Here is a 23,076-nt window from a genome sequence, read left to right as displayed (position 1 = left end):
TTGCCGACTATGGCCGACGACAAACAAACCAGACGTTCGCGTAGCAGCGCTCAATCCGATCCGGATGTCGAGCGCGACCAGCAGCCGGCGACATTGGACGAATGCCGCCGCTGCACGTTATGGCGTAACGCGACGCAGGCAGTGCCCGGCGAAGGACCGCGGCGCGCGTCGATCATGCTGGTCGGCGAGCAGCCGGGGGACGCCGAAGATCTGCAGGGCAGGCCTTTCGTCGGACCGGCTGGCGCATTGCTGGATAAAGCGCTCGAAGAGGCCGGACTGAAGCGTAAAGACGTCTACGTCACGAATGCGGTCAAACATTTCAAATGGACGCCGCGCGGCAAGCGCCGCATGCACAAAACGCCGGGGCAGCGAGAGATCGAGGCATGCGGATACTGGCTTGAACAGGAACTGCGCACGGTAAGGGCACGCGTGATCGTTGCTTTGGGCGCCACGGCGTTAAAAGCGGTACTGGACGATTCACATGCGCGGTTACAGGACGCGCTCGGCAAAACGATCGGGCACGGCGAGCACCTGGTCGTGGCGACCTATCATCCGTCATTCGCACTGCGCGCGCCGGATCCCGAAACCCGTCGACATGTCTATGACACAATCGTTGCGGCGCTCCAGACGGCGGACAAGCTAGGGCATAAGTGATCGCACTCGCGTCGGCCAGTCGGCTTGGCGCGGGTCGCATAACGTACCCCCTCGCGCTGGACTCCCACAATCAGACCCGGTAGTCTGAGCGTGTTGGACATAGTTTGGCGATGCTGTTCCTGACCGACAACGTGGGAGCCGAAACATGGAAGTGAGCACAGAAGCGCTTGTTGACATGCTGAGAGAAGTCGAAGCCGACGACCCGATCGACTACGCCGACCTTCCTTTCGGAGAGCAGGAACTCCGGCGTCTTGTGATGACCTCTCTCGTCGAGCGCCACCACCAGGTCGAATCCGGCAACCTGTCGGTGTCCGACATTCACGCGCTGTATCTGCTGAGTACCGCCAAGCTCGTGCTCGAAAACACGGTGCTTCACGCGAGGTTGCTTCTGCTTCAGGGGCAGCGGGTCGATGTCCAGTCGCTGCTGGCTCCGTTCACCCTGAAAGGCAAACCGTAGACCGGCAAGGCGGGCTCCCGGCTATACGGCACCGCGTCCCGCCTCGCCCCGCGGCGCCTCGCCCCGCCGCGCTTCGCTCAGCTCTGGAAGTAATTCAGGCCGAGCGCGCCTTTCACTTCCGACACGGTCGCGCCTGCCACTTCCCGTGCCCGCAGGGTCCCGCGGCGCAGCACGTTCAGCACCTCTGCGCGGTCCGCTTCGAATTCGCGGCGGCGCTCGCGAATGGGGGCGAGCATCGATTGCAGCTGCTCGTTGAGCACGCGCTTGACCACGCTGTCGCCGAGACCGCCGCGGCGGTAGTGCGCCTTGAGCTCGTCGACCTTCGGTACGTCCGGCTCGAAGGCGTCGAGGAACGCGAACACCACGTTGCCTTCCACCTGGCCCGGGTCGCTGACGCGCAAATGGTTAGGGTCCGTGTACATGTTGTTCACGGCCTTGGTAATTTCGTCCGGGCTCGCGCCCAGCGTAATCGCATTCCCCAGCGACTTGCTCATCTTGGCTTTGCCGTCGATGCCCGGCAGCCGCGCGACGTGTGAGAGCACCGCTTCGCATTCGACCAGCACCTGTTTGTCGACTGTGTTATTGAAACGGCGCACCAGTTCATTGGTTTGTTCGATCATCGGCAACTGATCGTCGCCGACAGGTACGCGCGTCGCCTTGAACGCGGTGATGTCGGCGGCCTGGCTGACCGGATATGTCAGAAAGCCGGCGGGGATGTCGCGCTCGAAACCGCGAAGCACGATTTCCGCCTTGATGGTCGGGTTGCGCTCGAGGCGCGCGACCGTCACGAGATTGAGCAGATACTGGGTCAATTCCGCGAGTTCCGGCACCTGCGACTGAATGAAAATAGTCGATTTGGCCGGGTCGATACCGACCGCGAGATAGTCGAGCGCGACTTCGATCACGTTTTCAGTGACTTTCTGATGGCGGCCGACGTTGTCGGTCATGGCCTGCGCGTCGGCAAGCAGCAGGAATTGCTGCGCCTCGTGCTGAAGCTGCACGCGCGAGCGCAACGAGCCGATGTAGTGGCCAAGATGCAGCGGGCCGGTGGTGCGGTCGCCGGTGAGGATGATGGGTGGATTCGTGGTCTGGTTTGCGTCTGTCATGGTCTGGGTTCTGCGTTTGTCGATACCACCAGCCGTCAGCGCGCAGAAATGAAAATGCCGCCAGGACTGGCGGCATCACGTTTCGATGGTCGAGTGGAAACGGGCCGCCTGGGTCAGGCGCGCCACCAACAATTCAGCGTGATCGGCTTCGTATTCATGCAGAGAGTATAACGCGGCGGCTCGCCGTGCCGTCAACGGCGCCCCGGATTGCGTTGTTGGCCGGCGTGTCGCGCCACTCCTAGGCCGCGGAGAAAACGACTGCCGCGGCGTTCTCGACCTGCGTGAAAGTGCGAACGAAGCGGTAGGCCTGGCCGCCAATCTCCATCTCGTTGACGCCCGAGCGGGTCAGTTCCAGCATGTCATTGGCGAGCGGAATGGCAATAGTGCCGAGCTTCTTCATTTCTTCGAGCAGGCCGGCCGGATCGCCCAGGTAGACGGTGCAGGCGTCGGCCGTATGGCGCGTCATTACCACGCTTGCCGCCTTGTCGAGCGAGAGTTCGAGATATTCGACCAAGGTCTGCAGCGACTCCGGCACGGGTTCGTGAGACCCGTTCATCGATGTATTTGCGGCTGTCATCTTGTGGTCCCCCATCGCGCCAATGTACGGGCAGGCCGCTGGAGATCAGCGGTGCATCCACTATACGGCATCGTACATCGATACTCGACTCATCCAGAAGGTCTTGCACGATACCGTCGGGCTTTGGGAGCTCGGACACGACGGAGTTTGTCCGCCACCTCAAGGCGATCAGCCTGGCGCAAATGGTCAGAAAACGCCAAGCACCGACTTGGGTTCGAGAAACGCTTCGAGCCCGGACGTGCCGTATTCACGCCCTCCCGCTGTTTGTGGCTGACCGTTGGGCCGACGGTGGTTTTCGGATCGCGTGGATCGCCGGCCTGAATATGTGCGACCTCTTCCTGCACGCGCGTTTCGAAGTCCGCGAGCGATGCCGCGGCACCAGAATGCGAGTGCCCGCGATACAGCCTGCCCGCTGTTCATCAACCCGGCCTGAATGGCGAGAGACACGGCTTGATCGAACCGGATTGCAGGCGCTCATCGACATGATTCGCAAACATGCCGATGCATACCGTGATCACGCGGGGGCGGCAAAGCGCAAGCCGCGTGTTGCACGATGAGCCCGCCAAGCCACGAATCGCGCCGATCCGTAATTTTTTCTTCCTCTCGATGACCCGGCCATTTCCTCAGTCGAATAAACCTGCTACTTTACGTTTTTCGCAATACCTGCAAACACGCCGTTTCTGATCCATCAACCACTAAAAATGCGCAGGTCATGGCTTTCAGCGAACCAGGGTCTCCATTTTTCAGGTGGGTCGTCTCTTCCTCCCAGAGTCTGAGCGCGGACAATCGGCAGATATTGCTGGCCAACCTGTTCACGCGAACCTCGTCGATCGTGTTTGCGTCGGTCTGTGAAATCAGCGTCTGCGCAACTGCTTACTACCTTCATCCACGCCCCCTTTACGCCGTTTGGGGCAGCGCAGTCGTCGCGTTGCTGATCGCCCGGCTCGCGTTGATCTGGTTGTGCTGCTCGCGCAGTGCCAGCAGCGAGCCGACCCCCACCTCGGCATTTCTGTTTGCGAGCCTGCTCTGGAGCGCGCTGTTCGGTTTCGGCGCGCTGCTCTGCAATGTCAGTGGAGATCAAACGCTATTCCTGCTCGGCAACGTGTGCGCAGTGGGCGTTATCGGCGGATTGGCCGGACGGAATGCGGGTACGCCCCGGCTCGTCATGCTGCAGATCACCTTTATTCTTTTGCCATTGGCGCTCGGCGCGGCGCTCTCTCCCGGTTCAGGCAAACTGGTGCTGCTGTTTCAGGCTCCTTTCTGCGCCGCCGGCTTTTTTACGGTTGCGCTGCGCAGCAATCGCGACACGGTGGCGTTGCTTCTGGCACGGGAAAGCAGCCATCGTCTCGCTCATCACGACAGCCTCACGGGCTTGCCTAACCGCGCGCGTCTCAGCGAGCTGCTGCTGGAGCGCACCGAGATGGGCGCGGTCAGCAGAGACCAGTCGTTTGCTGTTTTACTGATCGATCTGGACGGATTCAAGGCCATCAACGACAGTCTCGGCCACGCGGCCGGCGATCAGATTCTTCAGGAAGCGGCTATCCGATTGCGCGAAGTATTGCCGAGCGGCGATCTCGTCGGGCGCCTCGCCGGCGACGAGTTCGTGGCGCTTTGCGATGGCGCGGGGCAGGCGCGCGACGTCCGGATTCTCGCGGATCGCATCGTGAAAACACTGGCGCGCCCGTTCGCGCTGCGCGAGGCGCTGGTGCATATCGGCGCGAGCGTAGGCGTCTCGCTCTATCCCGACCACGCGAGAACCGGTCCGCAGTTGCTGATTTGCGCCGATCGCGCTTTATATGCCGTGAAACGCAGCGGCAAGAGCGCGTTTGCCATTTTCGATGGCACCAGGCACGCGTCGGATGAAAGCCTGAGCCTGCTGCGCAGCGATCTGGAAGGCGCGCTGCATTCGTTCAGCGGCTTGCGCATGGAGTATCAGCCCATTGTCGATCTCAGCAGCGGCGCGGTGTGCGGCCGCGAGGCGCTGATACGCTGGACCCACCCGACCCGCGGCGAACTCCCGCCCTCCTCATTCATTCCTACTGCCGAACGCACAGGCCTTATTCTGGCGTTGGGACAGTGGGCTTTGCTGCAGTCGTGCAAGGAAGCGGTGACCTGGCGCGACAAGGTCACCGTCGCCGTCAACGTGTCGCCGGTGCAATTGAGGGAGGAGTCGTTTGCTTCGACTGTCGCGGGGATTCTTCGCAAGACCAGACTGCCGCCGCAGCGTCTGAATATCGAGGTCACGGAAACCGTATTGTTGAATGACGACGTCGTGACCCGGCGCAACGTCGCGCGGCTGCGAGCGTTGGGCATCGGCCTCGCACTCGACGATTTCGGCACAGGCTTTTCGACCATGTCGACCCTCGTGCGTTTCTCATTCGACGAGCTCAAGATAGACAGCTCATTCGTCAAGGAGTCCGTGCATCGTCGGGAATCCGCCGCGGTGGTACGCGGGATCGTGGCATTGGCGCGAGAAATCGGCTTGCCGACTACGGCGGAAGGCATCGAAACGCAGGAGCAACTGGACTTCGTGCGCGTATGCGGATGCACGCATGCTCAGGGTTTTCTGCTTGGCAGGCCGGTGCAAGGGCATGAGATCGCGCAGATCGAAGAAAACACTGCCACACATTCCGCGAAGGAATGAGCGCTCATCAATTCCGGCATGGAGGCCGATATGGAACCGACCTTGCAATTCCAGCTGCGGATTACCGTCTCGCCGGAACTGGCCGACGTTTTACGCGCTGACCCGGCGTGCGCGTCGCATGGCGCGCTTCGCGAGGTGCTGCGCCGACACGACGCGACATTGAAATGCCAGTTCGACGCCTTCGCCGACTATGTGAGCGAAGCGCAACGGCAGGGCACGGAGAACTATCCGCTTTATCAATGGACCCGCGAGACAATCGGGAACCCGGAGAAGAAAGCCAGGTACTTACGGTCGTTTACTGTCTACGTGAACGGCAGCGAAGTTTACGGCAAGGATGTTACGGATACGATGGAGAACGAACTATTGGAACTGGTCAGCGAAGATGGAATACAGCGCGTTTCCAGATTCGATACCAACCCGGCGAATAATCCGCAGCCGCCGGGGCGCTAGCATCACGCCTGCCGGACTTGAAGGTTTGCGGCGTCTCCGCGCGGCGTCGGCTAAACGTCATTGTCCATTTTACATTTGACGACAGGGCGTCAAGTTCATGAGAGGATAGAAGCTCACTTTTTCTCGAGGAGAGCGAGATGGGACTCTTGGACGAAGCAGGAAAGATTGCGGGGGCGATCGCCGCCGTTGAAGCGGCAGAAAAAGTGGATCCCGAAGCGGGTTTGCTTACAAAAGGCATCGCCGCCGTTGCCGGTTTTGAAGGTGCCGGTAAGCTGGAATCAATGTTGGAAAAGAAGGACGACGATAAGCAGGACGTTGCCGACGATACCCAGCCCACCGACGACACGAATCCGCAGACCTGAGCGCACGTTTGTTGCCGGCGCATGATCCGCAATGGATGCATGCGCCGGCTTCTCTTTGGCACGCTTTGCCGGTCGCCGCCGAATTCCAGTTTGCGCCGTTGAGCTAACGTTCGCGCATGTCTGCAAAATCAATTATCTGGCCGCGTGAGAAGGTTGCGGCGCATGCCATTGGAAAACTATTTCCGATCACGGCGTTTATTCAGGCGTCGCACTGAAACACTAAAAACCCGACTTCTGCGCGAATGTTTTTTGGAACGGGCCGTCCGTCTTCCAGTCGCGGTATATATCGGTCTGCCAAGCTGTTAGCCGTTCGATTTTCAATGTTTCAATGCGGAATGGGTGCGTGAGATTGTCCGCTTTCGGTGCTTTCATCCGAGTGTCATAGCCTGTCGACTAGGATGGCTCGTCGCCAGGCTCATGAGCCCGCGTCCTTCCACTTCCGCACAAAAAACACCAGACATGTCGAACAGAAAAATCGCTAAGGCTTCACCGGCCGATCAGGGTGCTTCCATCGTCTCGCGTCGTGGGTTTCTGAAGCTGGCCGGCGCGTCCAGTCTCGCTACCGCAGCGGGCACGCTCTCATCGGCGGCGCGTGCGGCCAACAGCGCACCCGACGGCACACCGGAACAGATCCACCTGACATGGGGCAGCGATCCGGCCAGCGAGGTCACGGTGTCGTGGGCGTCGCTTGCGCCCGCGCTGAACCCGCAGGTCCGCTTCGGCGGGGCGGGTGCGGCGAAACATACGGTGCACGGTGTTCAGTCCACCTACACGGACGGCCTCAACGGCGAAGTCGTGTTCGCCTATCACGCGCGTCTGCGTGATCTGAAGCCCGATACGAGCTACGAATACCAGGTGAGTGCGGAGAACGACAGCAATGCGGCTCAGCCTTTTACGGCGAGCTTCCGCACGGCGCCGCGCGGGCGTGCGCCGTTTCGCTTTACGAGCTATGGCGATCTCGCGACGCCTAACACAGGCTGGGTGCTGTCGTCGCCGCAAAGCCGCTTCGCTGTGCAGGCGGTCGAGCGCTTTCAGCCGCTGTTCCACCTGCTCAATGGCGACCTGTGCTACGCCAATCTGAATCCGGCGCATCAGCCGGACGTATGGCGCGACTTCGGCAACAACTGCCAGACGTCGGCGTCGAACCGGCCGTGGATGCCGTGTCCGGGCAACCATGAACTCGAGTTCAATAACGGCGAGCAAGGGCTCGCTTCATATCTCGCGCGCTATACGCTGCCGGATAATCACACGCGCTTTCAGGGCCGCTGGTACAGCTTTCGCGTGAGCTCCGTGCTTTTCGTTTCGCTCGATGCGGACGACGTGGTCTATCAGGATGCGGCCGCCTTCGTCGCCGGCCCGGATGCGCTGGTGCCGGTTGCCAGCACGGGCAATCCGCCCATTCAGCCCGGCACCTCGCTCTATGTGCGCGGATATAGCGCCGGCGAGCAGACGCGTTGGCTCGAGAAGACGTTGCGCCGCGCGGCCGAAGACGACGAGGTCGACTGGATCGTGGTTCAGATGCATCAGGACGCGCTCAGTTCATCGAAGACCGGCAACGGCTCCGACAAAGGAATTCGCGAAGCCTGGTTGCCGCTCTTCGACCGCTACGGCGTGGACCTCGTGCTGTGCGGTCACGATCACGACTATGAGCGCAGTTACCCCGTGCGTGGCTGCAATCACAACAAGGGCACCGACATTGCGACGGGTCGTCCGGTGGACACGTTGCAGCCGAAACCCGTGATGTCGGCGATGTCTTCCGGCGCGTCCACGTTCGATACGAGCCGCGGCACGATTCACCTGATTCTCGGCGGCGGCGGCACGAGCGCGCCGCTGGACGTCTATGGCGTGGATGCCGGCACGGGGTTGCCGCAAGCGCGTATTTTCACGCGGCCCAACCGCCCGGTGGCCGGTACGACGGCAGGCACGTTCGTACGCGCGGGCGCGGACGCCGTGGAAGACGCGATCTGGTCGGCGCAACGCGATACCGGCACCGGTTATGGCATTGCCGTGTTCGATCATGATCCGGGGCATCCGGGCGGCGAGACCACGATTACGATGAACTACTATCACGCGCCCGGCGCGGATCAAACACCGACGCAGAACTACGAACTGTTCGAAACCATCGAGCTGAAGAAGACGCGGCACAGATAAGATTCGAACAGGTGGTTGGCGGGCTGACGATCTACGGCAGCCTGCGAGTACTATCGGCACGAAAGCCGGATGATTAGCTATCCGTAAGATGGCTGAAAAAGACCGGCGGCCTTCTCCTCCCATATCAGCCAGCGGCTTTCAAAGCACGGGTCGTGCAGCGCACCAGCGTGCCCATAAGGCGTCGCATTCCACCAGCGAAATACCCCCCTCCTCAAACCCCCGGATTATTTTGTTACACGTCTTACGGATGTGAAGTGACGTGGTTACAAAAACCTTTCAAAAGCACGGCTATACTCGGCGCCGTCCCAAACAATGAAAGGACTTTTATGTCGAACAGAATCCTCCGGATGGTTGCCGTTGCAGTGCTTACCGCTTCGGCATCGTGGTCGGCGCTGGCCGGCGATATGAATAACGCGCTTGGCGGCGCGCTTGGCGGTGTCGCCGGCGCGGCAGTGGGTGGCGCATTGGGCGGCAGCACCGGCGCCGTGCTCGGCGGCGCAGTCGGCGGTGGCGCGGGAGGCGCGGTCACGTCGAGCCGCAGGGAGCGCACGGGCGCGATTATCGGCGGTGCGCTCGGCGGCGGTGCGGGCACGGCGGCGGGCAATGCGATGGGCGGCCGCGGCGGCGGTCTGGTCGGCGCTGCATTAGGCGGCGGTGCGGGTTCGGCGCTCGGCGGCAACCTCTCGCGCTCCAACTCGTATGCGGACGACTATTCCCGCAGCTACCGGCCGCGCAAGCGTCATCACAAGCATCGGCACGACGACTGAATGGCAGCCGTAGGGGCGAGCGCGTTCACAGGCCAACTGCTGGCCCTTGCTCCGACTGCACCGGGAAGTAACCCGACCGACACGCTCCACATTGACTTTGCTTCGCCCGTCGTTATCGTAAACGCTCCTGGCAACCGGGCGCCGACACGCTCGTTGCCGGAGTACCTCACGATTCCGCCATCCTCAGGGGACGCAAAACGATGCTACGGGTGTATTGCGCAGGGCCGCTCTTCAATGCCGCCGAGCGATCGGAAATGGATTCGATCGCAGCCACATTGGAGGCTGCGAGTTTGACGACATTTCTTCCGCATCGCGACGGTCTGGAGTTCGCGAAGCTCAAGCCCGAGCTCGAGAAACTCGGCGCCTCGGTCGAAGAAGCCGCGCATATCCTCGACCGAGCAATCTTCAGTCTGGATACGTACCAGTTGCTCAGGCGCTGTGATGCGGTCGTCGCCAATCTCAACGGCCGCGTTGCCGATGAAGGCACGGTTGTCGAGGCGTCGCTTGCGTGGCACGCGGGCAAGCCGCTGGTGCTGTTCAAAGCCGACGCACGATCCATGCTCAGCGGCTCCGACAATCCGATGCTCACCGGTTTAGGCGGTTTCGAGGTGGTCGATCAACTGGCTGCTCTGCCGCAGGCGATCCTGGATGCCGTCGCGCGAGACCGCGCCCGCAGAGTCGAAGAGACATTGGAGAGCGGTGAAGAGATCGCTTCGCTTCGCGAGCAGGGTGGCGAATTGAGCACGCTTGCAAAGACGTTGTATAGCACTTTCAAAAAACGCTGACTCGCGGCGCATACCGGAAAACGTTAAGCTTCGTCCCCTCATTGTTCTTTTCGCGCCACGGGGCTAATTTTTTTGACACCCCATTTATTTTCATCGCCCTATGATTGGACTGCTCGTTTTCCGCCGCACTGGCTGGTACGCGTTCATTGAGCCGATTTGAAAACCATGCAATAAATCAGCGCGCACAATGGCCAGGCCATTGAAATGACGTGGCGCGCAATAATCAAAAAACAACACCTTATGCTTCTCGCAGTTTGCGCAACAACGGATGCAAACGTATTGCATGTGCGGTCATGGCGCTGGTGGAAAGAGCAATTGAGCCCCTCAATTACTGCTTGATCACGATCACGGAGCCAACAAGTATGAAAAAGTCTTTACTCTCGGTCGCGCTCTTCGGCGCATTTACGATGTCGGCGCATGCGCAAAGCAGCGTGACCCTCTACGGCCTCATCGATACTGGATTGGTTTACACGAACAATCAGCTTGGGCACAGTAATTGGCAGGAAGTGACCAGTTCGACGCAGAACACGGTGTTCGGTCTCAAGGGTTCGGAGGATCTGGGGGGCGGCTTGCACGCGGTCTTCAAACTCGAGCAAGGCTTCCTGCTGAACAATGGCGCCCAGGCATTCTCCGGTGACGGTTTCGGCTCTCAGGCATGGGTCGGCCTGCAAAGCGATCCTTTCGGTACCTTGACGTTCGGCCGCCAGTTCGACGTGATGAACGACCTCGTCGGACCGCTCACGGCGGAATTCAACACGTGGGGCGGTAGCATGGCCGCGCATCCGTTCGAAAACGACAACCTTTCTGCGAATTCCGTCGTCATCAACAACTCGGTCAAGTACGCGAGCCCGACTTACCGCGGCGTCACGTTCGAAACGATGTATTCGTTCAGCAACAAGGCGGGCGACTTCGGCAATAACCGGTCATACGGCTTTGGCATTTCGTATGCGCAGGGTCCGCTGAATCTTGCTGCGGGCTACCTGCAACTGAACAACGCGGGCGACGGCAGCGGCGCGGTGACGTCGGGCGATGCAAGCGCGAACTTCCTCGCGCAACGCCAGCGTATCTGGTCGCTGGGCGGCAATTACACGTTCGGGCCCGCTACGGTCGGGCTGGTCTGGAGCCATAGCCAGATCGACAACGCGTCGGGCGTGTTCTCCTTCGGCACGGGCAGCTACCTCGGTGCGGGCGATACGTCTGCCGGATCGCTGAACGGCTCGTTGCGCCTCGACAATTACGAAGTGAACGCCAAGTACGCGCTCACGCCGGCGGTGACCGTATCGGGCGCGTACACGTACACGCATGGCGCATATAACGGTTCTTCGCCGGGATGGAATACGGCCATGCTGCAGACCGACTACGCGATCAGCAAGCGCACCGACTTCTATCTTGAAGGCGTCTATCAGAACGTGCACGGTGCGCCTGCCGACTCCGTACTTTCGCATGCCATGATCAACACGTTGTCGCCGTCGGCGACCAACACGCAAGTGGCGGTTACCGTGGGTATGCGTCACGCGTTCTAGGCAGCCCGGCGTCGAGTGATGTGTCAATACGTATGCCCGGCATCTGCCGGGCATACGTCATAGTGCAGGCGCGGGGTTCGAGGCCGTCAGTCAACCGGAACGGTCCGGTTCAGAAGCGCCTCAGAAGCGCAGCCGTTCCATCTTCCAGCGCGCGCGGCGTTGCCGGCGCGTGGCAATGCGCGGCCTTACGTGTCCTGCAAAGCGTCGTTCTTCGCTTCGGCCAGAATCTGCTGGATGACTTGCTCGAAAGTTTCCACGGGTTGCCCGCCGCTCACCAGGTAGCGGCGGTTGAAGATAATGGCCGGCACCGACTGGATGCCCATCGCCTCGTTATTCCGCTCCTCCGCCCGAACTTCCGCCGCGTATGTTCCGTTTTGCAATACGTCGCGAGCCTGCGCGGCGTCGAGCCCCACGGATTGCGCCGCTTCGATCAGCACTTCGTGGTCGCTCGTGTCCTTGCCTTCGGAGTGGTAAGCCCGTAGCAGCGCCAGCTTGAGCGGCAGCTGCTCGCCTTTGATACCGGCCCAATGCAGCAGACGGTGCGCGTCGAACGTGTTGTAGACGTGCGTGCGCGGGCCGAACGTGAAACCGACGCTCGCACCGCGCTCGCGGATCGCCGCGTGCGTTTCGGCGATCTGCTCCGGCGTACGCCCGTATTTCTTGCCGAGATACTCGACAATGGTCTCGCCGTCCGGCCCCATGTCCGGATTCAGCTCGAACGGGTGCACGACGATTCGCGCGTCGACCGCGTCGCCAAGGCGCGATAGTGCGAGCTGGAGCGAGGAGAGGCCGATTGCGCACCACGGGCATGCGATATCGGAGACAAAATCGATGGTGAGCGCTTGTGTCATCGGGGTGTTCCTGGTGCCATGCGAGATAGTTGCGGTGGAGATAATCCGTTGCGTGCCGGCTCCGGTTCGAGAGCGACAACTGCAAACAGCGTAACCGGAATTGCCGGTATTTGCAGGCCTTCGTTCGAGACGGCATGCAAGCCGGGGTCTTACAATTCACCACCGCAATGCCGACGATTGACCCTGCGGGCAACGGGGATGCCGGCAAGCGTCATAATCCGTCTTTGCCGTCGTGCACGACAACGACTGCTTTTCCAACGTTGAAAGGAGCTTCAAATGAGCAAGGGATATTGGGTGACGTCATACCGCGCAACGAAGGACGCGGCAAAACTGGCCGCGTATGCGCAGCTCGCCGCGCCTGCCGTGGCGGCTGCCGGCGGCAAGTTCATCGTGCGTGGCGTGGCGGACGAGGCCCGTGAGCAGGGCTTGAAGGAGCGTACGGTCGTCATCGAGTTTCCGACCTACGAAGCGGCCGTCGCCGCCTATGAAAGCGATGCCTACAAGAAGGCGCTGGAGGCGCTGGGCGATGGCGTCGAGCGCGACCTGCGGATTGTGCGCGGCACGGAGTAACACGAAGCATGAAGCGAGCGCGACCCGTTACACGGGCTCGCGCTCCGACAAACGCGGCAACGCCGCACGACGAACGCGATGGCAGGCCGCCACCCGCCGTGCCTTCCCGCAGAAGCTACTTCACCGCGCCCAACGCGAGTCCCTTCACCAGATACCGCTGTAGCCACGCGAACACAACCGAAACCGGCAGCGTCGCGCAGAGCGTGGCGGCCATGACCAGATGCCACTCCACCACGTATTTCCCGGCAACCATGTCGGTGACCTGCACGGTCAGCGTCTTGTTTTCCGGCGAGCGGATCAACGTATAAACCACAGCGAACTCGTTCCACGCGTTGATGAATGTGAAGATCGCGGTGACGACAATCGCAGGCACCGCGAGCGGCAGGAACACCTTGAAGACCGCCTTGGTCCGTCCGCATCCTTCGAGCCACGCAGACTCTTCCAGATCGCGCGGCACCGTCTGAAAGTACGAAGACAGCATCCACACGGCGAACGCGATATTGAAGGCTGCGTAAGACACGATCACGCCGATTCTGGAGTCCACCAGGTTGCCGTCGCCATAAGGAATCATCGCCGCCAGCCGGAACAACCCGACCACGAGCAGAATAGGCGACAGCATCTGCGTCACGAGCAGAAACTGACGGTAGAAGCCGCGTCCGCGAAACGGAAATCTCGCCAACGCATAAGCGGCCGGCAGACTGACGGCCAGCGCAAGCGCGGTCGACAGCAAGCTGATCACCGTGCTGTTGCGCAGCGCCACGCCGAAATTGGCAGCCACCCACATGTCGGAGAAATTGCTCCACTGCCAATGCACCGGCAGCCACCGCGCCGGGTAGACAAATATCTCTGACGCCGGCTTCAAAGCGGTGAACAGCATGACGGCAAACGGAAACAGCACCACCACGACCAGCGGCGACAGCGCGAGCCAGCACCACAGCGAACGCTTCATCTTGATGCTGAGACTCATGACGGATCTCCTTCTTTCGCGGGCTGCAGGCGCAGATAGGCGATCGAGAAAACGAACAGCATGACGAGCATGATCAGCGAGACCGCCGCGGCTTCGCCGGGCCGCCCCAGCCGGAAACCAAGCTCATAGAGATACGTGACGAGGATATGCGTGCTGTTGTCCGGGCCGCCCTGTGTCATTACCCAGATGATCGGAAAGGAGTTGAACACGTAGATCACGTTCAACAGAATCGTCATGTTGATGAACGGCCGCAACAGCGGCATGGTGAGCTTGCGAAACTGCTGCCAGGCGCTCGCGCCGTCCATGCGCGCGGCTTCATAGATATCGCCGGGCACCGAGGACAATCCGCCGAGCAGAATCGTCACCGTAAACGGGATCGACACCAGAATGCCGACTGCGATTTCGACCGGAAACGCGAGTTCCGGCGTGGCCAGCCAATGAATCGGACCGCTGATCAGGCCCAGCCTCTGCAACGTCACGTTGACCATGCCGTAGTCGTCGTTGAAGGCCCAGCGCCAGACCACGGCGGTCATGGTCAGCGAGACGGACCACGGCAGCATCACGATCGTGCGCGCCACGCCGCGTCCATAGAAATCCTGGTTCAATACCAGCGCGACGGGCACCGAGATCAGCACCGTGCCGCCGACCACGCACACGGTCCAGACAAGGGTTCGTTTGGCGGCTGCGAGAAACGCGGGGTCGCCGAAGATCGTGTAGAAATTCTGCAGGCCGGTGAAGTCGCGAATTGCGCCGAAGCGCGAGACCTCGTGCAGCGATTGCCACACGATGTTGAAGATCGGATAGCTGATGATGAAGAGCGCCAGTATCAGGCTCGGCGCTATCAGCAACCAGGGCGCTTGCAGGCGCGAAGAAGCGGAACGGCTCATGCGTGCTCGATCGTAAGACGCGGCCGCGTTGATCGGCGGGCGCGACGGGATGGGCCAGATAGTGCATTACGACCGGAACGCGCGCCGCCTTTCCGGTGGCGGCGCGCGTTCCGTGTTCAGCAGATCGCGACGGGATCGGTACGATTTCAGCAGGAGGTCATTGCGCGATTACTTGCCGAGCGACTTGTTCGCCTGCGTGGCCGCCGCATTCAATGCGTCGGCCGGTTTCGCCTTGCCCAGGTAGATCGACTGCATGGCGTCGGTCACGGCTTTCGCGGTGTCTTCCCAACCCGTCACCGTCGGCGCAAAGCGGGCCGTGGGCAGCAACGCGACGAACGCCTTCGTGTCCGGATCGTTGAACGCCGGGTCGGTGGATTCAGCCTTGGTGGTCGGCAGGAAGCCTTCGGTCGTGGTGAACTCCACGCGCGGTTCCTTCGTGAACAGATAGTCGAGGAACTTCCATGCCGACTTCTTCACCTTCGAGTTCCTGAACATCACGATCGAGTCCGTGACCGCGTACGTGGCGTGCGTCGTGCCCATCGGAATCGGATCGATGCCGTACTTCAGGTTCGGCGCTTCCTTCCTGATCTGTTTCGACAGGAACGGCGCCGAAATCACCATCGCAACGCGGCCTTGCTTGAAGAGGTTCTGCACGTCTTCGCGGCTGTAGCCGGTCACGCCGGGTTGCGTCAGACCCTGGTCGATCATCGATTTGTACAGCGTCGCCGCCTTGATGCCGGCCGGCGAATTGAACGCCGCCTTGTTGTCCTTGCCCACCACGTCGCCGCCATTGGTCCACAGCGCGTAGTAATAGTAGACGTCCGTTTCGATTTCCTTGCCTTGCAGACCGAAACCGGCAATGCCCTGCGCCTTCAGTTTCTTCGACGCATCGATCACGTCGTTCCAGGTCTTCGGACCGTCGGGATAGCCGACCTTCGCGAGCAGGTCCTTGTTGTAGTACAGCGCGCGTGCCGAAGCGGCGATCGGCAGGCCATACACCTTGCCGTTGATTTCACCCGGGGCGAGGAACGGACCGATGAAGCGGCTCTTGAAGCTTGCGTCCATATAACCGTCGAGCGGTTCCGCGACGTCGTCCTTCACGAAATCGAGTAGCCAGCGTGTGCCGACGATCGCGAGGTCGGCGTTGGCGTTACCGGAAATGTCCGTTTGCAGTTTCTGTTGCAGCGTGTCCCAGTTCACGTCTTCGATCTTGATGGTGGTGCCGGGATTGGCCTTCTCGAAGTTGCGGGCCATCTTTTCGAAGTACGGCGCGGTTGCGTCGCTGTAGTGCGCGACGGTCACGCGGACCGTGTCGGCGTGAGCCGCGACGGCGATACCTGCAAACGCGAGCGCCACGGCAACTTTGCCGAGCGCGAGGGAAGCACGGGCATGCAACGACATTTCTCTCTCCTGTGTCGAACGGAGTGGGCGTTTTAGCGCTTGCTCCGGTCCCATCCAGCGATGGTGGGGTGGTTTGGCTGCCGTCGCCGGCGGCTTTGGGTTGAATTGTTTGAAAAAATCCTACATGACGCAAAATAGGTTGTCACGTAGGGTCTGCCATATTTTTTCGCAGCCGGTTTTGTGCATAAGATGCTGTAAAGCAGGGAGTTTCTGTGTAATGTGAAGTCACGGATACCCAATCTTTGGGATGGTCAGGCCGCCTCATCAAACCAGGTTATGTAAGAAATTTACAAGCTAATCGGGTGCTGGCGGCGCGGTCGATGAACGAGGCGGACATGAATCGTACGGTGTTGGTAACGGGCGCTTGCGGCGGCATCGGCAGCGTGTTGTGCAAGCGTTTCGTGGAGCAGGGCGATACGGTGCTGGCGCTCGACATCGACGCCGCGGCGCTGAACGCGTTGACCGCACAACTCGGCGAGGCGCATGTCACGCCGGTCGCGGTCGATCTCGGCGATGCCGCCGCGGTGCAGCGGGCAGTGGCCGCGGCAGTCGAGGTGCGCGGTCCGGTCGACGTGCTGGTCGCCAACGCCGGCGCGGCACAAGGTCTGACGCTGGCCACGACGGATGCCGCGAGCTGGCAGCGCGACATTCATCTGAATCTGAACGGCACGTATCACACGGTTGAAGCCGTGCGCGCGTCCATGATCGAGCGGCAGCGGGGCGTGCTGGTGCTGATCGGCTCGGTGAACGGCATGGCCGCGCTCGGTCATCCGGCCTACAGTGCGGCGAAGGCCGGGCTCATCGGTTATACGAAGGCGCTCGCGCTCGAACTGGGCCGCTACGGCATTCGCGCCAACATCGTGTGTCCGGGCACGGTGAAGACGCAGGCGTGGCAGGCGCGCGTCGAGAAGAATCCGCAGGTCTTCGAAGACCTGAAAAAGTGGTACCCGTTGCGCGATTTCGCGACGCCCGACGACATTGCCGACGCGGTACTGTTTCTCGCCTCGCCGATGGCGCGCGTGATTACCGGCGTCGCGTTGCCGGTGGACGGCGGCCTGATGGCTGGCAACCGTCTGATGGCGGAAGAACTGACGCTCGAATCGCTCTGAACTGCCTGAAGCAACCCGCGGGCAGGCACGCACGAGATCGACTCAACGAAAGAAGACGACGAGGACAGCATGGCAGCAGTGCAACTGAGCGGCATCTTCAAACGCTACGGCGATACGCAGGTGGTGCACGGCATCGATCTGGACATCGAGGACGGCGAGTTCGTGGTGCTGGTCGGGCCGTCGGGCTGCGGCAAGAGCACGTTGATGCGGATGGTGGCGGGGCTCGAAGAGATCAGCGGCGGCGATCTGATGATCGGCGGCGCGCGCGCGAATGGTCTCGCGCCGCAGCAGCGCAATATCTCGATGGTGTTCCAGAGCTACGCGCTGTATCCGCATCTGTCCGTCTATGAAAACATTGCGTTCGGGCCGCGGATTCGCAAGGAGTCGGCGGCGAGTTTCAAGCCGCGGATCGAAGCCGCTGCAAAAATGCTGAATCTCGGCGGTTATCTGGACCGCTTGCCGCGCGCGCTGTCGGGCGGTCAACGGCAACGCGTGGCAATGGGCCGCGCCGTGGTGCGCGAGCCGTCGCTGTTCCTGTTCGACGAGCCGCTGTCCAATCTCGACGCCAAACTGCGCGTGCAGATGCGCACGGAAATCAAGGCGCTGCATCAGCGGCTGAAGAACACGGTGATCTACGTCACGCACGATCAGATCGAAGCCATGACGATGGCTGACCGCATCGTCGTGATGAACGCCGGGCGTATCGAGCAGATCGGCCGTCCGCTGGAGCTGTACGATCATCCGGCGAATCTGTTCGTGGCGAGCTTTCTCGGTTCGCCGTCGATGAATTTTGCCGAAGGTATGATCGTGAGCCGCGCGCAAGGCGAGGGCCTCGCGCTGAAACTCACGGACGGCGGCGAGATCGTGCTGGAGCGCGCACCCGCATCGGCCGCGGTCGGCGCGAAGGTCACGCTCGGCGTGCGGCCGGAGCACATCGAGACGATGGTGCAGACACCCGACGCCACGATGGAAGTCGAAGTGGTCGAGCCAACTGGCGCGGAGACCCACTTGTACGGGAAAATAGGCGGCAGCACGTGGTGCGTGACGACTCGCCAGCGCTCGAAGACCGAGCCCGGCGAACGCGTTGCGCTACGTTTGCCGGCCGGGCATATTCATCTGTTCGATACGGAGAGTGGACGCAGGCTGGTCTAACCGCGTGTTGCCGTTTGAGGCCGGGCCGCCCCAAGTTTTCTCGCCCCTCGGGGGCCTGGCGCGAAGCGACAGGTCTGGGAGCGCTTTTAAGGAACACCGGGTGTCCGCACCGAACTTGATTCCCCACATTCGCAGCGCACTTGCCAATTTGCGGCCCGCCGAGCGCAAGGTCGCCGACATGGTATTGAGCGACGTCGACTTCGCAATGCGCGCGAGCATCACCGAACTCGCGCAGCGCGCGGAGGTGTCCGAGCCTTCCGTCACGCGGTTTTGCCGCGCGATCGGCGCACATGGCCTGCGCGACTTCAAGATGCAACTGGCGCAGAGCGTGGCGGGCGGCGTGCCCTATGCATCCACGGCCGTGGCGCGTGACGACGACGTGCAGACGCTGATGGACAAGGTGGGCGAGGCGGCTATCGGAGGCATTACGCATGCTCGCGGCGCGCTGGACCCTGCGGTGGTCGAGAGTGCGATTGCGGCGTTGTCGAGCGCGCGGCGGGTGTTTTTCTTCGGCGTGGGTTCAGGCTCGGGGCTGGTCGCGCAAGATGCGGCGTTGCGGTTTCTGCGGCTCGATATTGCGTCTACCGCATTCACGGACGGGCATCTGCAGCGTCTTTACGCGGGCCTGATGGAGCCGGGCGACGTGGCCTTTGCGATTTCGCATTCGGGCCGCAGTGTGGAAGTGAACGAAAGCATCCAGATTGCCAAGGAACGCGGTGCGACCACGATTGCGCTGACCAATGTCGGCTCGCGCCTCGCGTGGCTGGTGGATATTCCGCTGCTGCTGCGCGTGCCGAGTCCGATCGATCCGAATACGCCGGGTGTGTCGCGACTCGTGCATCTTTGCATCATGGATGCGCTGGCAATTGGCGTCGCGCTCAAAGCGGGGCCGAAGACGCTGGAAAAGATGCGGCATGCGAAGGCGCGGCTGGCGTCGCATGCGCCGGAGGCGGCGGGGGAGTGAGGGATTGCCTGATCCGGTGCTTGCCGTGGATCAATGGCTCTTGTCGTCCGCAAATGCTTCGGCAACAGCCTCTACTATCTGCGCGCCCAACTCCGGCCGTTCGTCGAGAAGCGGATACCGCTTGCGCAAATTGTTCGAAATGCTATTTCCGTTTTGCCGGACACTGCGAATGATCCCGTCCAGATCGTTGTCGGGCGCCTCCAGAAAATCCTTGATGGCGCGCCGTGCTTTGTCGTTCGCCTGCAGAAAGCGCGCTTCCGTGCGCATTTCGTGCGCTAGCGTCGCGTCGATCACGTCGGCGAGATAGCCGACGTGCGCAGTTAGATCGGGATAGCGCCAAGCCGGCAATGCATCCTCGTAAGCGTGAAAATGCAGGTTGTATTCAACGCCGTCTTCCGCAATTTCGGTTTTTCCGAACGTGTACTGATCGGCATAGTGTTTCATCAGCGGGCGCGAAAAACGCTCCAGCACCTTGTCGTAGGCGGCGCGATCACGCGTGCTGTGCGTGATCGTTGCTGACACCGGCAAGATGATCGGCGCCGGCACGGCGCCGTCACGACGCAAAATGTCGTTGATCAGAAATCGCGAGATGCGGCCATTACCGTCGGCCATAGGGTGCGCATAGACAAAACCGAACGACGCCGCGGCCGCGCGGACGAGAGGCGCGCGACCCGCCGTTCGTTCGAGGAAGCGGGTGAGCCCCGCGAGCATGACCTCGATGTGCTGCCAGGGCGGTGCAATGTAGTCGACTACAGGCTGATAGCGCGCGACGTGCCCCACGTACACCGGCGACCGGCGGATCCCATAGCGCAGCGCGGACTGCCCGAGTATGCCGCGTTGCAGGACGTTGAGCGTGCCGGCGTCGAATGGATTGGCGTGTTGCCCGCATTCGCTTTCCATGACGGCGGCGAAGCGGCGGATGCGATCCTCGTTATCCTGCTCGTGTTCGATCAGGAAACTGGCGCGGCTCTCCTTGACTGTCAGCCAGACGGCGCTGCGCAGGATCAGATCGATGCCGTAGTCCGCCTCCAGTTCAGCGAGCGGTGCGGCAAGGTCGTAAGTTTCGGCCCGCTGGACCGCTTCGACCCGTCGGATTACCGGGCAGAAATCGCGATTGCCCGGCAGATTGTCACGCACACGCCAGCGCGTGTTGTTGATCGACGCGCCGACGACGAATTCCTCCGGGTTCAGGGCATCGACGTAATTGCCTTTGGAGACGCCGGGCGCGTCCAGCGGCGCCGGCATCAGCCATTCATAGAAGAAGCAGGCGCGGCGCGCATACGCGCCGGTGGGTTCGCGGGCGATCCATGCCTCCAGTTCCTTGCGCACCGAGGGCAGCGCATACAGCCGCGCCAGGAATTCCAGATGAATGCCCTCATGCCTGAAGGCGAAGGTCAGGTTATCGGTCAGGCTGGCGGTCGGACGATAGGGTTCGGGATAGATTTCCCGCCGGATGTCGCCGTCGGTCGAAGTGGAGCGGGCGCGGCCAATTTCACTTTGGACGGCGAACGGGTGAACCGGCACGACGCCGCACTTGCTGGACAGCCATTGATAACCGATCTGCGGCATGATTTTCGGTCCGTACTCGTCGGGGAAGGCGGAAGTCGCGCCCGGTTTTCGCTCAGTTTTGATTACTCGACTCTCAAAACGATTAAAAAACGCGTGTTTTTCAGAAAAACGATTATAAGGCGTGGCGCATCATTTCGCTTAATCGGTTCCCAAAACGATTACAAACGGGCAGTTTTCAAAAAAAACGATTACTCCGCTGCCGCCATCCACCCGAAGCGCCGCGATAACCTCATCGTCGCGGCGCGCAGCGTCTGCGCCGGCCCGCCCGCCAATTCGCTATCGAAACTGCCGCTCGGCCCCATCAACGCCAGAACCAGACAGATGCTGCCCGTATGATCCAGCACCGGAGCGGCCAGTGTGTCGATGCCCGGCACAGGCCGGCTGAGCGCCGTATCGATCCCGTCCGCGCGGACTTGCGCCAGACGCTGCGCGTAGGCTCGAGTCAGCGGCGGCGCGGAGGCTGCGTCCATGCTGCCCCGGACCTCGCCTTCGCCTGCTGACGCCGCTTTCCCCGCAAAAACATCCGCCGCGTTGGCACCCGCGAGGCGCAAATGATCCTGCGCCAGCAAACCGGCGCGCACGTCGTCCGCCACATAGGCGGCAAACACGCGGCCTATCGCCGTATTCACCAGCGACATCACCGTCCCGACCCGCAAGCTCACATGCAGCGGCCGCGCCGACTCCTCCAGACGCACGACGGTCGGCCCAAGCGGCCCGAGCACGGCCATCGCCACGCTCATGCCCGTCGATGCCGCGAGCTCGACCACCTCGGGCTCCGCTTCGCGCGTCGGCGACAGGCGCTGCAAGCCGATCAGACCCAATTCCAGCGCGAGCGGCCCGGCTTCGAAACAACCGGACGCATCCCGGTCGAGCAAGCCGATTTTCAGCAGGCTCACCAGGTGCGGAAACGCCTTCGCCGGCGGCATGCCCGCCGCCGCCGCGAGGTCCCGCAAGCTCAACGGCCGCGCCGCCGCGACCAGCGCCGCCAGCAACTCGCCGGTGCTATCCAGCGACTGGATGCCGCGCTGCGGTTTCGCGTCGGCGGAAAGGGTGTGAGGCGTGTCGAGAGGATCGGTCACGATGCGAACGAGGCTAACAGGGAGGGCTCGGCAACCAACTGGGCGCCGATGTCGCGCGCCGCGGCAAGCAGCGCGCGCGCAATCGGGCCGCCGGCGGCGACGTCGATGGCGCCGGTCGAGCCGATCACCGTGAGCGCGAGCGACAGGCGGCCGTCGGGGTCCAGCACGGGCGCGCTCAGGCTGCTGATGCCCGGACTCGGCGCATCCACGCTGCTTTCCAGTCCGCGCGCGCGGATTGCGTCCAGCGCGGCCTCGAAGGCGGCGCTTTCGTCAGGCTGCGTGATCGCGCGATTCGCGGCGCCGGACTGATTCGCCCACATGGCATCGCGCACGTCGCGCGGCAGGAACGCGCAAAACACACGTCCCGTGGATGTGGCCGGCAGCGACATCACCGTACCCACATGCAGATTGACGTGCAACGGAAAGCCCGCGTGCTCATAGCGAACGATGGTCGGCCCTTGCGGCCCGGCAATACAGATCGCGACGCTAAAGCCGATGGCTTCGGCCAGTGCGGCCGCGCGCGGCACGGCGGCACGAAACGCCGGCTGGGTCTGCAGATGCAGCAAACCGAGCCGCAGCGAGAGCGGCCCGGGTTCGTACCGGCCCGACAGTTCGTCGCGCTTGATCAGACCCAGCCGGCTGAGGCTCACCAGATACGCATGCGCCTGCCCCGGCGCGATCTGCGCGGCGGCGGCGAGGTCGGACAAGGCGAGCGGAGCGCGCGCCTGCGCGAGCGCCAGCAGTAGGCGGCCACCCACCTCGACGCTTTGGATGCCGCGCTGCGTCTTGCCGCCGTGCGCCGTGTCGCGGCCGCTCGCGCCTTTGCCCGTGGCCGGTTTCGCTGCTTTGCTCACACCCGCGCTCATCCGTGAAAAGGGTCCATGTTAACCGAAGGCCCGTGTCTCCCTGAATTCATCCTAGACCTCTCTGGATTTGCGTATAGCGATACATTTCGCTATTGACAAATAAACTGACGCCGTCCTAAGATGCATTCACCCCGCCACACCGGCGCAGTCACAGAGTCAAAAACGGGGCGAGACAATCCTCCAAT

At 62.0% G+C, this 23,076-nt stretch carries 24 protein-coding genes and 1 pseudogene; 14 read left to right on the top strand and 11 right to left on the bottom strand.

Annotated features, from left to right (window positions below; all coding sequences use genetic code 11):
* Window positions 1-9 precede the first annotated feature (9 nt).
* Together BXE_RS34855 and BXE_RS34850 are read left to right on the top strand one after the other, a co-directional pair.
* Complete coding sequence (locus tag BXE_RS34855) at window positions 10-654, top strand: UdgX family uracil-DNA binding protein (protein ID WP_011492818.1); 645 nt, start codon at window positions 10-12, stop codon at window positions 652-654.
* A gap of 145 nt (window positions 655-799) precedes the next feature.
* Window positions 800-1,111: a hypothetical protein gene (locus BXE_RS34850; RefSeq protein ID WP_007178325.1), complete on the top strand. Its 312-nt coding sequence runs from the start codon at window positions 800-802 to the stop codon at window positions 1,109-1,111.
* A 77-nt stretch (window positions 1,112-1,188) separates the two neighbouring features.
* On the opposite strand, the gene trpS is transcribed toward BXE_RS34850, so the two are convergent.
* From trpS to BXE_RS47450, 3 genes and pseudogenes are all read right to left on the bottom strand, one after another.
* Window positions 1,189-2,217 (bottom strand): tryptophan--tRNA ligase, encoded by a 1,029-nt coding sequence (trpS, locus tag BXE_RS34845; protein ID WP_011492817.1) that lies wholly within the window; start codon window positions 2,215-2,217, stop codon window positions 1,189-1,191.
* A gap of 238 nt (window positions 2,218-2,455) precedes the next feature.
* Window positions 2,456-2,794: a hypothetical protein gene (locus BXE_RS34840; RefSeq protein ID WP_011492816.1), complete on the bottom strand. Its 339-nt coding sequence runs from the start codon at window positions 2,792-2,794 to the stop codon at window positions 2,456-2,458.
* 248 nt (window positions 2,795-3,042) lie between these two features.
* Window positions 3,043-3,253: pseudogene (locus BXE_RS47450) on the bottom strand (aldehyde dehydrogenase family protein); the annotation flags it as partial.
* A 36-nt stretch (window positions 3,254-3,289) separates the two neighbouring features.
* On the opposite strand from BXE_RS47450, the gene BXE_RS46740 reads away from it, so the two are divergent.
* From BXE_RS46740 to BXE_RS34825, 4 genes are all read left to right on the top strand, one after another.
* Window positions 3,290-3,478, top strand: coding sequence for a hypothetical protein (locus tag BXE_RS46740; protein ID WP_158340987.1), 189 nt, complete (start codon window positions 3,290-3,292; stop codon window positions 3,476-3,478).
* A gap of 28 nt (window positions 3,479-3,506) precedes the next feature.
* Window positions 3,507-5,438, top strand: coding sequence for a putative bifunctional diguanylate cyclase/phosphodiesterase (locus BXE_RS34835; protein ID WP_011492815.1), 1,932 nt, complete (start codon window positions 3,507-3,509; stop codon window positions 5,436-5,438).
* Window positions 5,439-5,468: 30 nt separating this feature from the next.
* Complete coding sequence (locus BXE_RS34830; RefSeq protein ID WP_011492814.1) at window positions 5,469-5,888, top strand: hypothetical protein; 420 nt, start codon at window positions 5,469-5,471, stop codon at window positions 5,886-5,888.
* A gap of 137 nt (window positions 5,889-6,025) precedes the next feature.
* Entirely contained in the window at window positions 6,026-6,250 is a 225-nt protein-coding gene (locus BXE_RS34825) for a hypothetical protein (RefSeq protein ID WP_011492813.1), read from the top strand.
* A gap of 219 nt (window positions 6,251-6,469) precedes the next feature.
* On the opposite strand, the gene BXE_RS46735 is transcribed toward BXE_RS34825, so the two are convergent.
* Complete coding sequence (locus BXE_RS46735) at window positions 6,470-6,622, bottom strand: hypothetical protein (RefSeq protein WP_158340988.1); 153 nt, start codon at window positions 6,620-6,622, stop codon at window positions 6,470-6,472.
* Between the two features lie 87 nt (window positions 6,623-6,709).
* On the opposite strand from BXE_RS46735, the gene BXE_RS34820 reads away from it, so the two are divergent.
* The 4 genes from BXE_RS34820 (at window position 6,710) to BXE_RS34805 (ending at window position 11,476) form a co-directional block, all read left to right on the top strand.
* Window positions 6,710-8,401: a purple acid phosphatase family protein gene (locus tag BXE_RS34820; RefSeq protein WP_040124368.1), complete on the top strand. Its 1,692-nt coding sequence runs from the start codon at window positions 6,710-6,712 to the stop codon at window positions 8,399-8,401.
* Between the two features lie 326 nt (window positions 8,402-8,727).
* Window positions 8,728-9,168, top strand: a complete 441-nt coding sequence (locus BXE_RS34815; RefSeq protein ID WP_011492811.1) for a hypothetical protein — start codon at window positions 8,728-8,730, stop codon at window positions 9,166-9,168.
* A gap of 200 nt (window positions 9,169-9,368) precedes the next feature.
* Window positions 9,369-9,953: a nucleoside 2-deoxyribosyltransferase gene (locus BXE_RS34810; RefSeq protein ID WP_011492810.1), complete on the top strand. Its 585-nt coding sequence runs from the start codon at window positions 9,369-9,371 to the stop codon at window positions 9,951-9,953.
* A gap of 362 nt (window positions 9,954-10,315) precedes the next feature.
* On the top strand, window positions 10,316-11,476 hold the full coding sequence (locus BXE_RS34805; protein WP_011492809.1) for a porin: 1,161 nt from the start codon (window positions 10,316-10,318) through the stop codon (window positions 11,474-11,476).
* A gap of 185 nt (window positions 11,477-11,661) precedes the next feature.
* On the opposite strand, the gene BXE_RS34800 is transcribed toward BXE_RS34805, so the two are convergent.
* Window positions 11,662-12,327 carry a DsbA family oxidoreductase gene (locus tag BXE_RS34800; RefSeq protein ID WP_011492808.1) on the bottom strand — a complete coding sequence of 222 codons (666 nt, stop codon included), beginning with the start codon at window positions 12,325-12,327 and terminating at the stop codon, window positions 11,662-11,664.
* Between the two features lie 276 nt (window positions 12,328-12,603).
* On the opposite strand from BXE_RS34800, the gene BXE_RS34795 reads away from it, so the two are divergent.
* Window positions 12,604-12,897 (top strand): DUF1330 domain-containing protein, encoded by a 294-nt coding sequence (locus BXE_RS34795; protein WP_011492807.1) that lies wholly within the window; start codon window positions 12,604-12,606, stop codon window positions 12,895-12,897.
* A 115-nt stretch (window positions 12,898-13,012) separates the two neighbouring features.
* Here BXE_RS34795 and BXE_RS34790 read toward each other — a convergent pair whose 3' ends face one another.
* From BXE_RS34790 to BXE_RS34780, 3 genes are all read right to left on the bottom strand, one after another.
* Window positions 13,013-13,864: a carbohydrate ABC transporter permease gene (locus tag BXE_RS34790; RefSeq protein ID WP_011492806.1), complete on the bottom strand. Its 852-nt coding sequence runs from the start codon at window positions 13,862-13,864 to the stop codon at window positions 13,013-13,015.
* Window positions 13,861-14,751, bottom strand: a complete 891-nt coding sequence (locus BXE_RS34785) for a carbohydrate ABC transporter permease (RefSeq protein ID WP_011492805.1) — start codon at window positions 14,749-14,751, stop codon at window positions 13,861-13,863. The genes BXE_RS34790 and BXE_RS34785 overlap by 4 nt, the downstream gene beginning before the upstream one ends.
* A 168-nt stretch (window positions 14,752-14,919) precedes the next feature.
* Entirely contained in the window at window positions 14,920-16,152 is a 1,233-nt protein-coding gene (locus tag BXE_RS34780; RefSeq protein ID WP_011492804.1) for an ABC transporter substrate-binding protein, read from the bottom strand.
* Between the two features lie 335 nt (window positions 16,153-16,487).
* Between BXE_RS34780 and BXE_RS34775 the strand changes: the two genes are divergently transcribed.
* The 3 genes from BXE_RS34775 (at window position 16,488) to BXE_RS34765 (ending at window position 19,377) form a co-directional block, all read left to right on the top strand.
* A complete protein-coding gene (locus tag BXE_RS34775; RefSeq protein WP_011492803.1) occupies window positions 16,488-17,261 on the top strand; it encodes an SDR family oxidoreductase in 774 nt (257 codons plus the stop codon).
* Window positions 17,262-17,330: 69 nt separating this feature from the next.
* A complete protein-coding gene (locus BXE_RS34770; RefSeq protein WP_011492802.1) occupies window positions 17,331-18,413 on the top strand; it encodes an ABC transporter ATP-binding protein in 1,083 nt (360 codons plus the stop codon).
* Window positions 18,414-18,513: 100 nt separating this feature from the next.
* Window positions 18,514-19,377, top strand: a complete 864-nt coding sequence (locus BXE_RS34765; RefSeq protein ID WP_011492801.1) for a MurR/RpiR family transcriptional regulator — start codon at window positions 18,514-18,516, stop codon at window positions 19,375-19,377.
* Window positions 19,378-19,407: 30 nt separating this feature from the next.
* Here the strand turns inward: BXE_RS34765 and BXE_RS34760 are convergent, their stop codons facing one another.
* The 3 genes from BXE_RS34760 to BXE_RS34750 form a co-directional block, all read right to left on the bottom strand.
* A complete protein-coding gene (locus BXE_RS34760) occupies window positions 19,408-20,946 on the bottom strand; it encodes a Fic family protein (RefSeq protein WP_011492800.1) in 1,539 nt (512 codons plus the stop codon).
* 188 nt (window positions 20,947-21,134) lie between these two features.
* Window positions 21,135-22,025 carry an IclR family transcriptional regulator gene (locus BXE_RS34755; RefSeq protein ID WP_011492799.1) on the bottom strand — a complete coding sequence of 297 codons (891 nt, stop codon included), beginning with the start codon at window positions 22,023-22,025 and terminating at the stop codon, window positions 21,135-21,137.
* Window positions 22,022-22,891: an IclR family transcriptional regulator gene (locus BXE_RS34750; protein ID WP_011492798.1), complete on the bottom strand. Its 870-nt coding sequence runs from the start codon at window positions 22,889-22,891 to the stop codon at window positions 22,022-22,024. The genes BXE_RS34755 and BXE_RS34750 overlap by 4 nt, the downstream gene beginning before the upstream one ends.
* Window positions 22,892-23,076 lie beyond the last annotated feature (185 nt).

The sequence above is a fragment of the Paraburkholderia xenovorans LB400 genome, assembly GCF_000013645.1.
Classification (GTDB): Bacteria; Pseudomonadota; Gammaproteobacteria; order Burkholderiales; family Burkholderiaceae; genus Paraburkholderia; species Paraburkholderia xenovorans.
The sequence above is the reverse complement of the archived record's forward strand: the minus strand, read 5'-3'. Positions and strand labels throughout refer to the sequence as shown.